At 67.1% G+C, this 13,625-nt stretch carries 13 protein-coding genes; 12 read left to right on the forward strand and 1 reads right to left on the reverse strand.

Going from position 1 to position 13,625, the window contains the following annotated elements; genetic code table 11:
• Positions 1-99 precede the first annotated feature (99 nt).
• The 12 genes from waaF to AX284_RS00835 all read left to right on the forward strand — a co-directional run bounded on the left by waaF (position 100) and on the right by AX284_RS00835 (position 12,967).
• The gene (gene waaF / locus AX284_RS00780; RefSeq protein ID WP_068383051.1) at positions 100-1,134 is read left to right on the forward strand and encodes a lipopolysaccharide heptosyltransferase II; all 1,035 of its coding nucleotides are present in this window, start codon (positions 100-102) and stop codon (positions 1,132-1,134) included.
• Entirely contained in the window at positions 1,135-2,142 is a 1,008-nt protein-coding gene (waaC, locus tag AX284_RS00785) for a lipopolysaccharide heptosyltransferase I (protein WP_068383053.1), read from the forward strand.
• Complete coding sequence (locus tag AX284_RS00790) at positions 2,139-3,257, forward strand: glycosyltransferase family 4 protein (RefSeq protein ID WP_064307366.1); 1,119 nt, start codon at positions 2,139-2,141, stop codon at positions 3,255-3,257. Before waaC ends, AX284_RS00790 begins: the two co-directional genes overlap by 4 nt.
• A complete protein-coding gene (gene rfaP, locus AX284_RS00795) occupies positions 3,254-4,060 on the forward strand; it encodes a lipopolysaccharide core heptose(I) kinase RfaP (protein ID WP_068383055.1) in 807 nt (268 codons plus the stop codon). The genes AX284_RS00790 and rfaP overlap by 4 nt, the downstream gene beginning before the upstream one ends.
• Positions 4,060-4,791 (forward strand): lipopolysaccharide kinase InaA family protein, encoded by a 732-nt coding sequence (locus AX284_RS00800; protein ID WP_068383057.1) that lies wholly within the window; start codon positions 4,060-4,062, stop codon positions 4,789-4,791. Before rfaP ends, AX284_RS00800 begins: the two co-directional genes overlap by 1 nt.
• On the forward strand, positions 4,788-5,543 hold the full coding sequence (locus AX284_RS00805; RefSeq protein WP_068383059.1) for a lipopolysaccharide kinase InaA family protein: 756 nt from the start codon (positions 4,788-4,790) through the stop codon (positions 5,541-5,543). Before AX284_RS00800 ends, AX284_RS00805 begins: the two co-directional genes overlap by 4 nt.
• The gene (locus AX284_RS00810) at positions 5,540-6,961 is read left to right on the forward strand and encodes a lipopolysaccharide kinase InaA family protein (protein WP_068383061.1); all 1,422 of its coding nucleotides are present in this window, start codon (positions 5,540-5,542) and stop codon (positions 6,959-6,961) included. The genes AX284_RS00805 and AX284_RS00810 overlap by 4 nt, the downstream gene beginning before the upstream one ends.
• Positions 6,962-7,148: 187 nt before the next feature.
• On the forward strand, positions 7,149-8,891 hold the full coding sequence (locus AX284_RS00815) for a carbamoyltransferase family protein (RefSeq protein WP_068383063.1): 1,743 nt from the start codon (positions 7,149-7,151) through the stop codon (positions 8,889-8,891).
• Positions 8,888-10,021: a glycosyltransferase gene (locus tag AX284_RS00820; RefSeq protein WP_017640111.1), complete on the forward strand. Its 1,134-nt coding sequence runs from the start codon at positions 8,888-8,890 to the stop codon at positions 10,019-10,021. The genes AX284_RS00815 and AX284_RS00820 overlap by 4 nt, the downstream gene beginning before the upstream one ends.
• A complete protein-coding gene (locus tag AX284_RS00825) occupies positions 10,018-10,977 on the forward strand; it encodes a glycosyltransferase family protein (protein WP_068383065.1) in 960 nt (319 codons plus the stop codon). Before AX284_RS00820 ends, AX284_RS00825 begins: the two co-directional genes overlap by 4 nt.
• 50 nt (positions 10,978-11,027) lie before the next feature.
• Entirely contained in the window at positions 11,028-11,789 is a 762-nt protein-coding gene (locus tag AX284_RS00830) for a glycosyltransferase family 2 protein (RefSeq protein ID WP_068383067.1), read from the forward strand.
• The gene (locus AX284_RS00835; RefSeq protein ID WP_177329636.1) at positions 11,783-12,967 is read left to right on the forward strand and encodes an O-antigen ligase family protein; all 1,185 of its coding nucleotides are present in this window, start codon (positions 11,783-11,785) and stop codon (positions 12,965-12,967) included. Before AX284_RS00830 ends, AX284_RS00835 begins: the two co-directional genes overlap by 7 nt.
• 1 nt (position 12,968) lies before the next feature.
• Here the strand turns inward: AX284_RS00835 and AX284_RS00840 are convergent, their stop codons facing one another.
• The gene (locus AX284_RS00840; protein WP_068383070.1) at positions 12,969-13,610 is read right to left on the reverse strand and encodes a lipopolysaccharide kinase InaA family protein; all 642 of its coding nucleotides are present in this window, start codon (positions 13,608-13,610) and stop codon (positions 12,969-12,971) included.
• Positions 13,611-13,625 lie beyond the last annotated feature (15 nt).

Raw genomic sequence — 13,625 nt, forward strand, 5'->3', positions numbered from 1 at the left:
GGAGAGGCAAGATGTCGATGTCCGTGCGCGAGCTTTCGATCAGGCCGGGCCTGAGGGAGTGGGAGTCGGCCACCCGCTAGGTGCCGATCGCCTTCCAGCATGAATATTCTGATCATCGGACCCAGTTGGGTCGGCGACATGGTGATGGCGCAGACCCTCTTCGTCTGTCTCAAGCGCCAGCACCCCGACTGCCAGATCGACGTCCTCGCCCCCGAGTGGAGTCGCCCGCTGCTCGAGCGCATGCCCGAGGTGCGCGAAGCCCTGAGCTTTCCCCTCGGCCACGGCGCCTTCGAACTGGCCACCCGCCGGCGCATCGGCCAGCAGCTGCGCGGTCGCTATGACCAGGCGATCCTGTTGCCCAACTCGCTGAAGTCGGCGCTGGTGCCCTATTTCGCCGGCATCCCCAAGCGTACCGGTTGGCGCGGCGAGATGAGATTCGGCCTGCTCAACGACATCCGCACCCTGGACAAGGCGCGCTATCCGCTGATGATCGAGCGCTTCATGGCGCTGGCTTACGCGCCCGGTGCGGAGTTGCCCAAACCCTATCCCAAGCCACGACTGGCCATCGACCCGGCCAGCCGTGACGCCGCCCTGGAGCGCTTCGGGCTGAGTCTGGACCGGCCGGTGCTGGCGCTCTGCCCGGGCGCCGAGTTCGGCGAGGCCAAGCGCTGGCCGGCCGAGCACTACGCCGCCGTGGCCGATGCCCGGCTGCGTCAGGGCTGGCAGGTCTGGCTGTTCGGTTCGCAGAAGGATGCCCCGGGTGGCGAAGAGATCCGCGAATGGGTCACCCCCGGCTTCGAAGAGGATGTCTACAACCTCGCCGGGCGTACCTCCCTGGCCGAGGCCATCGACCTGCTCTCCTGCGCGAGCGCGGTGATCAGCAACGATTCCGGTCTGATGCACGTGGCCGCTGCCCTGGATCGCCCGCTGGTGGCGGTCTATGGCTCCACCTCGCCGGGCTTCACGCCGCCGTTGGCCAGTCAGGTCGAGGTGGTGCGCCTGGGGCTGGAGTGCAGCCCCTGCTTCGACCGTACCTGTCGCTTCGGCCATTACGATTGCCTGCGTCTGCTGCAGCCGAGCCTAGTGCAGGAGGCCCTCGGCCGCCTGGTCGCCGATCCGGTCGAGGTGGGCTAGATGCGCGTGCTGCTGGTCAAGACCTCCTCCCTCGGCGATGTCATCCATACCCTGCCGGCGCTGACCGATGCGGCCCGGGCCATTCCCGGCATCTGCTTCGACTGGGTGGTGGAGGAGGGCTTCGCCGAGATTCCCGCCTGGCACCCGGCCGTGAGTCAGGTGATTCCGGTGGCCCTGCGCCGCTGGCGCAAGCAGCCCTTTTCCGCCTGGGCCAGTGGCGAGTGGGGCGAATTCAAGGCGCGCGTGCGCGAGCAGCGCTATGACCGGGTGATCGATGCCCAGGGCCTGCTCAAGAGTGCCTGGCTGACCCGCTACGCCGAGGCGCCGGTGGCCGGTCTCGACCGCAACTCCGCCCGCGAGCCCCTGGCCAGCCGCTTCTATGATGAGCGCTATCACGTCGCCAAGGGGCAGCACGCCCTGGAGCGGATCCGCCAGCTGTTCGCCCAGGCGCTGGATTATCCACTGCCGGCGGGCGTGGGTGACTACGGCCTGGATCGACAACGCCTGGCCGGCCCCAACGAGACACCCTATGTGGTGTTCCTGCACGGCACCACCTGGGTCAGCAAGCACTGGCCCGAGGCCCACTGGCGCGAACTGGCCGAGCGCATGAGCCAACTGGACTGGCCGGTGCGACTGTTGTGGGGCAACGAGGCGGAACATGCCCGTGCCGAACGCATCGCCGACGGCCTGGATGGCGTCCAGGTGCTGCCGCGACTGAATCTCGCCGGGGTGGCCAAGGTGCTGGCCGGCGCCCGTGCCTGCGTGGCGGTGGATACCGGCCTCGGTCACCTGGCTGCGGCCCTGGACGTGCCCACCGTTTCGCTCTATGGCCCGACCAGTCCGAAAAAGGTCGGTGCCTATGGCCGCGCCCAGGTGCACCTGAGTGCCGTGGGCCTGGATGGCACCGACGAGCCGCGCGACCAGCCCGCGGCCAGTCTGGCCGCCTTGACCCCGGAGCGGGTCGAACTAGAACTGGAAACCCTGCTGTTGGAAGACCTCCCCGCATGACCCTGGCTTTCGTGCTCTACAAGTACTTTCCCTTTGGCGGCCTGCAGCGGGACTTCCTGCGCATCGCCCAGGAGTGCCAGCGCCGGGGCCATGCCATCCGCGTTTACACCCTGATCTGGGAAGGCCCGGTGCCTGAGGGCTTCGACGTGCGGGTGGCCAGGGTCAGCGCCCTGTTCAATCACCGCCGCAACGAGAAATTCCACGCCTGGCTGCAGGCGGACCTGGCCCGTGATCCGGTGGACCGGGTGATCGGCTTCAACAAGATGCCGGGGCTGGACGTCTACTACGCCGCCGACCCCTGCTTCGAGGACAAGGCCCAGACCCTGCGCAATCCGCTCTACCGCCAGTGGGGTCGTTATCGTCATTTCGCTGAGTACGAGCGTGCGGTGTTCGCCCCCGAGTCGCCGACCGAGATCCTGATGATCTCCGAGGTGCAGCAGCCGTTGTTCGTCAAGCACTATGGGACGCCTGCACCGCGTTTCCACCTCTTGCCGCCGGGTATCGCCGCCGACCGCCGCGCGCCGGCCAATGCCAGCGAGATCCGCGCCGACTTCCGTCGCGAATTCGGGCTGGAGGAAGGCGAGCTGCTGCTGGTGCAGATCGGCTCCGGCTTCAAGACCAAGGGCCTGGATCGCAGCCTGCGGGCCCTTGCGTCCTTGCCCAAGGAACTGCGCCGCCGCACTCGACTCTTCGCCATCGGCCAGGACGATCCCAAGCCCTTCCTGCTGCAGGCCAAGGCCCTGGGCGTGAGCGATCGCGTCCAGATCCTCAAGGGCCGCAGCGACATCCCGCGCTTCCTGCTCGGCGCCGATCTCTTGATCCATCCGGCCTATAACGAGAACACCGGTACCGTGCTGTTGGAGGCGCTGGTCGCCGGACTGCCGGTGCTGGTCACCGACGTTTGCGGCTATGCCCACTACATCGACGAGGCCCGCGCCGGCGCGGTGGTGCCGTCGCCCTTCGTCCAGGAGACCCTGGACCGGATGCTGGCCGAACTGCTGGCCGATCCCGAGCGCCGCGCGGTGCAGGGTCGCAACGGCCTGGCCTTCGCCGACAGCGCCGATCTCTATTCGCTGCCCGAGCGCGCCGCCGATGTCATCCTGGGGGTGGCATGACCCTGGAATTGCGTGAGCCCTTCGCCAGCCTCTGGGCCGGCCAGGATCCCTTCGTCGCCGTGGAGGCCTTGCAGGGCCAGGTCTATCGCGAGCTGGACGGGCGCCGTACCCTGCGCACCGAGGTGGCCGGGCGGGGTTACTTCGTCAAGATCCACCGCGGCATCGGCTGGGGCGAGATCGCCAAGAATCTGCTGCAGGCCAAGCAGCCGGTGCTGGGCGCGCGCCAGGAATGGCAGGCCATCGAGCGCCTGCACCAGGTCGGCGTGCCGACCATGACCGCGGTGGCCTTTGGCGAGCGCGGCGCCAATCCGGCGACCCAGCATTCCTTCATCATTACCGAGGAGCTGGCCCCCACCGTCAGCCTCGAAGACTTCAGTCTCGACTGGGTCCGCCAGCCGCCCGAGCCCCTGCTCAAGCGGGCGCTGATCGCCGAGGTGGCGCGCATGACCGGGGCGATGCACCGGGCCGGTGTCAACCATCGCGACTGCTACATCTGCCATTTCCTGCTCGACACCGCCCAGCCGGTCACCGTGGCCAATCTGCAGCTCTGGCTGATCGACCTGCACCGCGCCCAGTGCCGCGCCCAGGTGCCCCGGCGCTGGCGCGACAAGGACCTGGCCGGGCTGTATTTCTCCGCCCTGGGCATCGGCCTGACGCGACGTGACTTCCTGCGCTTCCTGCAGGGCTACTTCCAGCGGCCGCTGCGCGAGATCCTGCGCGACGAGGCGCCGCTGCTGGCGCGGCTGGAACGCAAGGCCGCCGCCTTGCTGGAGCGCAAGGAACGCTACGGGGACCGGCTCTGATGGCTGACTGGCGCATCGATTCCAGCGTCGCCCACCTGCCCGAATTCGCGACCCTGGACGCGGTGTTCGCCCTGACCGGCGAACGCCTGACCAGCGATCCGCTGTCGGAAGTGGTGCGCATCGAGCGCGACGGCATCCGCTACTACGTCAAGCGCTACCACGGCGCCGGCAAGGGACTGCGGCGCTATGTCGGGCGGCCGCGGGTCAAGGCCGAATGGCAGAATCTCAAGCGTTTCGCCAAGTGGGGCATCGCCACCGCGCCGGTGGTGGCCTGGGGGATGGAGCGCTCGCCCCGGGGGTTCACCCGTGGCGCCATGATCACCCGCGAGATTCCCGATACCCTGGATCTCGCCGAACTGGCCAGGCGCGAGGATCCGCGGCTGCGCGACCGGGTCTGGGTGGACAAGGTCAGTCGTCAGCTGGCCGCGGCGACCCGTACCCTGCACGATCACCATTTCGTCCACAACGATCTCAAGTGGCGCAACCTGCTGGTGGATGGCCAGGGCGTGCTCTATCTCATCGACTGCCCGGCCGGCGCCTTCTGGGTCGGCCACTGGTTGCGCTGGCGCATCGTCAAGGACCTAGCCTGCCTGGACAAGGTGGCCAAGTACCAGCTGTCACGCACCCAGCGCCTCCGGTTCTATCTGCAATACCGCGGTCGCGCGTGCCTCAGCGACAACGACAAGGGGCGCATCCGCGAGGTGCTGGACTATTTCAAGGGGCGGGAATGAACGAGGTATGGACGGCCGATGATCGGACCGTGCTGGCCGGCCAGGGCCTGGACAGCTTCGCGGCGCTGTGGGCGCTGGAGCTGACCGCGGTGGACGAACCCAACCAGGGACGCGGCGGTTTCAGCCAGGTGTTTCGCCTTGACGTTAACGGTCATGGCTACTACCTCAAGCGCCAGCGCGACTACCTGACCCGCACCCTGGCCCGCCCGCTGGGCGAGCCGACCTTCGCCCGCGAGAGTCGCAATATCCGCCGCTACGCCGAGCGCGGCATCCCGGCGCTGGAGCTGGCCTATTACGGCGAGCGCCGCGATGACCAGGGCTGGCGCGCCATCTTGCTGACCCGGGCGCTGGATGACTGGCGCGACCTCGACAGCTGGCTGCGTGTCTGGACGCACCTGGCCCCCGAGGAGCGCCAGGCGGTGCTGGTCGCCGTCGGCGAACTGGCGCGCCAGCTGCACGGTGCCGGCCAGGTGCACGGCTGCTTCTATCCCAAGCATCTGTTCCTGCAGCGTCAGGGCGAAGGCCTGATCGCGCGGCTGATCGATCTGGAAAAGACCCGGCCGCTGCTGTTCGGCCGGCGTGATCGCCTGCGCGATCTCGAACCCCTGCTGCGCCGCGCGCCGCAATGGAGCGAGCAGGACATCGCCCGCCTGCTGGCGAGTTATCTGGACCAGCCGCTGGACAGCGTCGCCGTGCGCGACTGGAGTCGGCGTCTGGCCGGGCGTCGCCGCCACAAGGAGCGCAAGGCATGACCCTGGAGCAACTGACCAAGGCCGGTCGTGCGCTGACCCTGCCGTTGCGTATCGAACTGCCCAGTGGCGAGTTGGAACTGCTGTCGCTGCTCAGGGTGCTGCCCGGTCAGCGCTATGTCGGCGAGGCCCGCTGGCAGGGCCGGCGAGTGCTGGCCAAGCTACTGGTCGGCGAGCGCGCGAGTCGGCAATTCGCCCGCGAGCGTGAGGGCTGTCGCCTGCTGGCGGCAGCCGCGGCGGCGACCCCCGCGCTGCTGGACAGCGGCGAGGCGAGCGGGCAGGGCGCCTGGTTGCTGTTCGACTTCATCGAGGCGGCGCCCAGCGTCGAGCACCTCTGGCAGCGGATCGCTGGCGAGCCGCCCCTGTCTCCCGCGCAGAACGACCTGCTCGGCGCGGCCCTCGCCACCCTGGCGCGGTTGCACGCCCAGGGCCTCTGGCAGGCCGATCTGCACCTGGACAACCTGCTGGTCAAGGACGGCGCCGCCCTGGTCATAGACGCGGCGGACATCCAGGCCGAAACGGTCGGCCAGCCGCTGTCCCAGGCCCAGGTGCAGGAGAATCTGGCGGTGTTCTTCGCCCAGCTGCCTGCAACCCTGGATGCCCAGCTGGAAGAGCTGCTGATCCACTACCTGCTGGTCAATGCCGAACACGCCCTGCGCCTGGAGGCCCTGCTGGCGCGCACCGCCGAGATTCGTCGCTGGCGCCTGGCCGACTACCTCAAGAAGAGCGGCCGGGAGTGCACCCTGTTCGCCGTCACCCGCAGCGCCTTTGGCCTGATCGCCGTGCGGCGCACCTGGCTGAATCGCCTGGAAGGCCTGCTGGCCGATCCCGATGCGGCCCTGGCCGGTCTGCCGACCTTCAAGGACGGCGGCGCCGCCACCGTGGCCCGGCTGCAGTGGCAGGGTCAGGACCTGGTGCTCAAGCGATACAACATCAAGGGCTTCGGCCACTGGCTGACGCGTTTCTGGCGGCCGAGCCGGGCCTGGCACAGCTGGCGCGAAGGGCACCGGCTGCGCTTCCTTGGTATTCCCACCCCCGAGCCCCTGGCCGTGCGTGAGCGCCGCTTTCTCGGCCTGCGCGGGCGGGCCTATCTGGTGACGCCCTTCGTCGACGGGCCCAATCTGCTGGAGCGCTTCGCGCCCTATGTGCAGTCGGCGCCGCCTGCGGTCGAGCTGGAGGCCCTGCTGGCGCTGGTCGAGGCCCTGCGTCGCGAGCGCCTTGGCCATGGCGATTTCAAGGGCACCAACCTGATCTGGCATGAAGGTCGCTGGCTGGTGATCGACCTCGACGCCCTCCAGGCCCATGGCAGCGACCGTGCCTACGCCGCCGCCTATGCCCGCGACCGCGCCCGGCTGCTGCGCAACTGGCCGGCCGACAGCGCCCTGCATCGCCTGCTCGACGAGCGCCTGCCGCCGGCCTGAGCGCCGACCCGCCATCTGTACCGGGGCTGAATCGCCGTGCGCTAGGCCCCGCTCCGGCGTGCGGCCATTACCCGTGGCCTGCCTGAACGGCTATAATTCGCCGTTTTTGAGGCGAGGCGGGCCTGCAGCGGCCTCGCGAAACCCCGGCGAACTCCTCTTGGCTTCGCCCTGTACAGAGGCTTTACCTGTGTCCCTGACCGTCCTTGGCCTGTCCGGCGCCCTCAGCCACGATCCCTCCGCCGCGCTCTATATCGACGGCAAGCTGATCGCCGCGGTGGAAGAAGAACGCTTCGTACGCGACAAGCATGCCAAGAATCGCATGCCCTACGAGTCGGCCAAGTTCTGCCTGGAGCAGGCCGGGATCACCCCCGCCGATGTCGACGTGGTGGCCATCCCCTATGCGCCCATCAGTCTCTTCGGCGAAGCCCGCTGGCACTACGCCAAGCGCTACGCCTACGCCCCGGATCGCGCCCTGGACGCCATCCTGTTCGGCAATCGCCGCTACCACCGCTACCAGAAGCGCATCGAGTGGTGCCTGGTACAGCTCGGCTTCGATCTGAAGAAGGTCAAGCTCGAAGCCGTCGAGCACCACCTGGCCCACGCCTCCAGTGCCTATCACTGCTCGGGTTTCAGCGAGAAGACCGCGATCCTCGGCATCGATGGCAAGGGCGAGTACGCCACCACCTTCTTCGGCTACGGCGAGAACGGCAAGATCCACAAGATCAAGGAGTTCTACGACCCGGATTCCCTGGGTGGCCTCTATGGCGCCCTCACCGAATTTCTCGGCTTCGAGATGCTCGACGGCGAATTCAAGGTCATGGGCATGGCGCCCTATGGCGATGCCAGCAAGTACGATTTCTCGCGCCTGGCGAAATTCGAGAACGGCGAGCTGATCATCAACACTGACTACGCCAACGTCATCGGCTTCCGTCGCTACAAGGAAAAGGGCAAGGGCTACTACTTCTCGCCCAAGCTGATCGAGTGGCTGGGACCCAAGCGGGAAGGCGACATCGCCGACGATCCCTACATCCACTACGCAGCCAGCATGCAGGCGCTGTTCGAACGCCTGGCGCTGGAGATGATGGACTACTACCTGGGCGACATCATCCGCCAGACCGGCAAGCTCGCCTTTGCCGGCGGCTGCGCGCTCAACGTCAAGCTCAACCAGAAGATCATCGCCCGTCCCGAGGTCAAGGAACTGTTCGTCCAGCCCGCCTCGGGCGATGCCGGTACCGCCGTTGGCGCCGCCGCCTATGTCTCCCACGCCCGTGGCGTGCCGGTGGAGAAGATGGAACACGTCTATCTCGGCCCCGGCTACAGCAACGAAGACGTCATCGCCGCCTGCGCCCGCCATCCCAACGCGCCCAAGTGGGAGCGGATCGACAACATGCCCCAGCGCATCGCCGAGATCATGGTGGCCGGCAATCCGGTGGCCTGGTTCCAGGGTCGCCTGGAATTCGGTCCGCGCGCCCTGGGCGGTCGCTCCATCATCGGCTGCCCCAGCGTGCCGGGCGTGGCCGATCGCATCAACGCCCAGATTAAGTTCCGCGAGCGCTGGCGGCCGTTCTGCCCGTCCATGCTCGATACGGTGGCGCCGCAGATGCTCAAGGTCGATCATCCCTCGCCCTTCATGACCTTTACTTTCGAGGTCAACGAGGAGTGGAAGAGCCGGGTGCCCGAGGTGGTCCACGAAGACGGCACCTCCCGCGCCCAGGTACTGGAGCGCCGGCACAATCCGCGCTGGTACGACCTCATGGTCGAGCTGGAGAAGCTCACCGGCAACGGCGTCTCCCTCAACACCTCGCTCAACCGCCGCGGCGAACCCATGGTCTGCTCGCCCACTGATGCCCTTAACATGTTCTTCGGCTCGGATCTGCAGTACCTGATCATGGAAGACATCCTGGTGGTCAAGGAGGGGGCTAGCGTATGACGCGTTCCGCCGAACCGCGGGTGCTGCAGTTCTGTCACGGCTACGACGGTCCCTTCCTCGACTGCGCCCGCCAGACCGCCAGCCTCTTCGCGGGCAGCGGCTATCGCGTCACCACGGTCTTTCTCACCGGCACCGCCGACGCCGAGGTAGCGGCCGGCTGCGGCAGCGATGAGGTGCTGTTCCTGGAGTATTCCTCGCGCGACGTGCGCGGCCTCAAGCTCGGCGCCATCCAGGCGCTGCGCGAGATCGTCCGCTCGCGGGGCATCCGCTTCGTCATCGCCCATAGATTCAAGCCGATCTGGATCGCCTGCCTAGCCACCAATCTGCCGGTGATCGGCGTGCACCATGCCTTTGGCGACTACGACCGGCTCGGCCGGCGGCTGTTCGCCAAGCTGATGAGCAAGCGCCTGACGCTCCTGGCAGTGTCCGATGCGGTACGCGACGAGATCCGCCAGCGCCTCAAGGACTGGCCGGCCGAGCGTATCGAGACCCTCTACAACCGCCTGGATGTCGAGGCGGTGGAGCGCGAGCTGCTGCCGGCCGATCAGGCCCGCGCCGAGCTCAAGCTGCCCCAGGAGGCCTGGATCGTCGGCAACGTCGGCCGCCTGCATCCGGACAAGGACCAGGCCACTCTGTTGCGCGGCTTCGCCGCCGCCTTGCCGAATCTACCAGCCAATGCCCTGCTGGCGATTCTCGGCAAGGGCCGCCTGGAAGACGATCTCAAGGACCTGGCCCGAGAGCTGGCCATCGCCGACCGGGTACTGTTCCTCGGCCAGGTGGAAGGCGCCCGGCGCTACTTCAAGGCCTTCGACGTCTTTGCCCTGAGTTCCGATCACGAGCCCTTCGGCATGGTCCTGCTGGAAGCCATGGCCGCCGGCGTGCCGCTGATCGCCACTTCCTGCGGCGGCGCCCGGGAGATCGTCGAAGGCGTCGGCTTCCTCTTTCCCCTGGGCGATGCCGAAGCCCTCGGTCAGGGGCTGCAGCACCTGGGTCGGCTGGCGCCAAGCCAGCGACGTGCCTGTGTGCAGCATATGCGCGAGCGCCTGGCCGAACGCTTCTCCGACGCGGCCGTGCGCCGTGATTTCTGGCGCCTGCCGATGGTCGCCGCCTTCAAGGCCCCGGCGCCGTGAAAGTCCTGTTCCTGGTCCAGAAGGAGCAACGCATCCTGCTGGACCACTTCTATGCCAGCATCGCCGCCCACTGCAACTGCGACCTGCGCTGGCTGAGCGACGAGGAACAGGCCGATCTGCGCGCCTATTTCCGCCGCGCCGTGCCCCAGCCCGAGCAATACGACCGCATCCTGCTGTTCCTGAGATTCAAGAAGCAGCTCAGGCAGGTCTCGTTCATCCGCAGCCTGCCCAATCTGGTGGAGCTGGAACACGACGCCTACCAGAATTTCATCCCCTGCAAGTACACCGGCAAGTTCAGTCGCTACTACCAGGCCATGCCCCACGTCCGGGTGCTGGTCTCCGGCGCCGGCGTGGCGCGGCGGCTGCAGGAGGAGGGGGTGGACGCCCACTTCGTGCCCAAGGGCTATGACGACAGCCGCCTGCGCGACCTGGGTGTCGAGCGCGACATCGAACTGGGCTTCGTCGGCAGCCTCGGCAGCGTGGCCTACAGCGGGCGCAAGCAATTGCTGGAAGACCTGGCCAAGGTCGAGCCGCTGCTGATCACCAAGACCCGCTCGGGCGACGAATACCTGCAGACCCTCAACCGCATCCGCTTCTTCGTCGGCGCCGATGTCGGCATGGGCGAATACATGATCAAGAACTTCGAGGCCATGGCCTGCGGCTGCGTGCTCTTCACCTTCGATCAGGGCGAAGAAGAGAACCGGGCGCTAGGTTTCGAGGATGGCGTCAACGTGGTGCTCTATCGCTCGCTGGACGAATTGCGCGAGAAACTCGCCCGGCTGCGCGGGGACCCGGCGCACGCCGCGGCCATCGCCAGGGCTGGAGAGGCCCTGGCGCGTCACTCTTTCGCCTTCGGCCACTTGGGTGAGCGCATCGTTTCGGCTATAACCCCAGCGCTGCGACCGGCAGTGGCTCCCGGGTTCCTGCACCGCCTGCTGGGCAGGCTGGGACGCTGATGCGCCGCGCTAGGTCCGGCTTTCGACTCCACTGGCAGAAAGGGTAGAACGTGCAGTTTTCCGCCGACAGCGACATCTCTGTGGTCGTCACCAGCTGCGGGCGCTTCGACCTGCTCCGGCAGACGCTGGCGACCTTCGACGAATTCAACACCGCGCCCATCCGCCGCGTCTTCATCACCGAGGACTCCGGCGACGAAGCGGTACGGGACTGCATCCCCGCCCATTGGCGCGAACACACCGAGTTCATCGTCAACAATCCCAAGCTTGGCCAGATGCGCAGTGTCGACGCCGCCTATGGTCGGGTCGAGACCAATTGGATCTTCCACTGCGAAGACGACTGGGCCTTCTATCGCCCCAGCTTCATTGAGGATTCCCAGGCGTTGCTGGAGGCCGATCCCCAGGCGCTGCAGGTCTGGCTGCGCAGCCATGCCCATGACCTGGCGATCCACAGCCCCTACGTCTATCTCAAGCCGCGGCAGGTGCATGCCGGCATCGCCTTCCATGAAGTCGGCTCGCACAAGCCCGAATGGCAGGGCTTTTCCTTCAATCCCGGTCTGCGCCGGCGTGCCGACTATCTGTTACACGCCCCCTATGGCGAGTTGAGCGGCGAGAAGGAGCTGTCCCGACGCTATGCCGACGCCCATCGCCATGCGCTGATCCTGGAAAACGATGCCGTGCTGCATACCGGCTTCGGCCAGCACGTGGTCAGCGACAAGGACCGCAACGACAAGCAGAAGCGTCGGCGGATGGAACGCATCAAACTGGCACTGGCCTTCCTGGTCGGTGCACTCCTGGGAGCCCTGTTGTGGTGACACCCTTGCTCGATCGCCTGCAGCAGAGCCGCTATTTCACCCTGGCGGTGTTGGTGTTCATGGCCGCCTACCTGTGCATCCCCACGGCCAAGCTGATCAACAGCTACTTCTATGCGGCGATCGCCCTGCCGGCGCTGATCCTCTTCGTCCTGCGGCCGCGCTTGATCGACTGGCGCTCGCCGCTGCTGCTGCTCTGGCTGGTGTTTCTCGCCTGGTTCATCGTGCCGGGAGTGCGGGCCGAAGAGGGACAGTTCTTCAAGCATATTCTCTATGTGCTGCTGTTCGTGCTGACCGTGGCCTGCCTGGTGGATGGCGATTTCTTCCGCCGCCCCGGCTTCGTGCGCCTGGCGTTCTGGGTCGTCTGCGCCTATGCCGTGGGCTCCAGCCTGGTGTTCTGGCTCACCGGCCACTATGCGGTCGGCCAGCGGGTCATCCATTTGCCGGGACGCATCTCCAATCCCATCTATGTGAGCATCTGGATGGTCTGCCTGGGCGGTCTGGCCGCGCCCACCTGGATCCGCGAACGGCGCTGGATCGAGTTGCTGGCGGCGGTGGTGGTCAGCATCGTCGGCATCTCCTTCGCTCTGCAGACCCGTACCGGCCTGGTGGGCATCGGCTTCCTGGCCGCCCTCGGCGTGCTCTTCGCCTTTCCGCGCTTTCCGCTGCGCACCCTGGCGCTGGTTGCCCTGGTCAGTGCCCTCATCGCCGGAGTGGTCCAGGTGGTGCATACCGAAGCCTGGTTCGTCGCCTTCTGGGGCCGGGCGGATTCCGGACGCATCGAGCTGTTCCACTTCATGATCAAGGACTGGGAGTCCTGCGGCTGGTGGCTGGGCTGCGGCCTGGGTTACCAGAGTCACGACCTGCTGCATGGCACCGAGGCCATCCAGCACCCGCATAACATCTTCGTCTCCTTCGGCATCTATACCGGCCTGGTGTCGCTGCTGATCTTCGGCGTGCTGATGCTGGCCAGCCTGGGCGCGGCTCTGCGCCAGCGCGATCCCTGGGGACTCTATCTGGCCGTGGCCCTGCTGATGCTCAATTTCGACGGCGCCAAGCTGATCGGCAATCCGGACGAGTTGTGGCCGCTGGTGCTGTTGCCCGCGGCGATGATCGTCGGCGCCGAGGTGCAGCGCCGGCGCAAGCTGGCGCTGGGACAGGCGGTGCCGGTCCAGTCCTGATCTAGTCCTGCAGCTGCCGGTCGAGTTCGCGCCAGTCCAGGGGCTGGCGGCAGGCTTCGGCATAGGCCCTGAGGAAGGGTTCGCGACCGGGTTCGAACAGCCAGTCGCGATCTTCGCCGTAGCGCAGCAGGTGATGGAAGTTGCGCACCCGCAGGCGCAGCGGCAGACGCCGCGCATGGCAGCGCAGATCGGCGATGTCGATCAGACCCAGCTCGCCGTCGGGCGTCAGCACCACGTTGCCCAGATGCAGCGAGCGGAAGTAGACGCCGCTGTCATGCAGTTCAGCGATGAAGCGACCCAGGGCAGGGCGCAGCGCCGTGGCCTGGGGCGAGTTGCGCAGTTGCCGCAGGGTGTCGCCCGGCAGCGGGCTGTAGTGCACCAGGTCGCGCTGCAGCGAGGCGGCGCGATAGACCTCCAGCACCCGCGGACAGGGAATGCCGCGTTCGGCCAGCTGGCGGGCGTTGTCGGCGAAGCGCTGGGCATAGGGAAACAGAGCGGCCGAGGTCAGCAGCCGTTTGCGGCGGAACAGCTTGAGGTAGCTGCCATCGGTGAGGCGCAGGACCTTGTCGCCGTGGTGGTCGGCTTCCACTACCTGGGCGGCGTCGCGCAGTTCGAGATAGCGCGAATGTTCGAGAGGCTTCATGCAGGACCCGTCAAC

The sequence above is a fragment of the Pseudomonas sp. HUK17 genome, assembly GCF_001566765.1.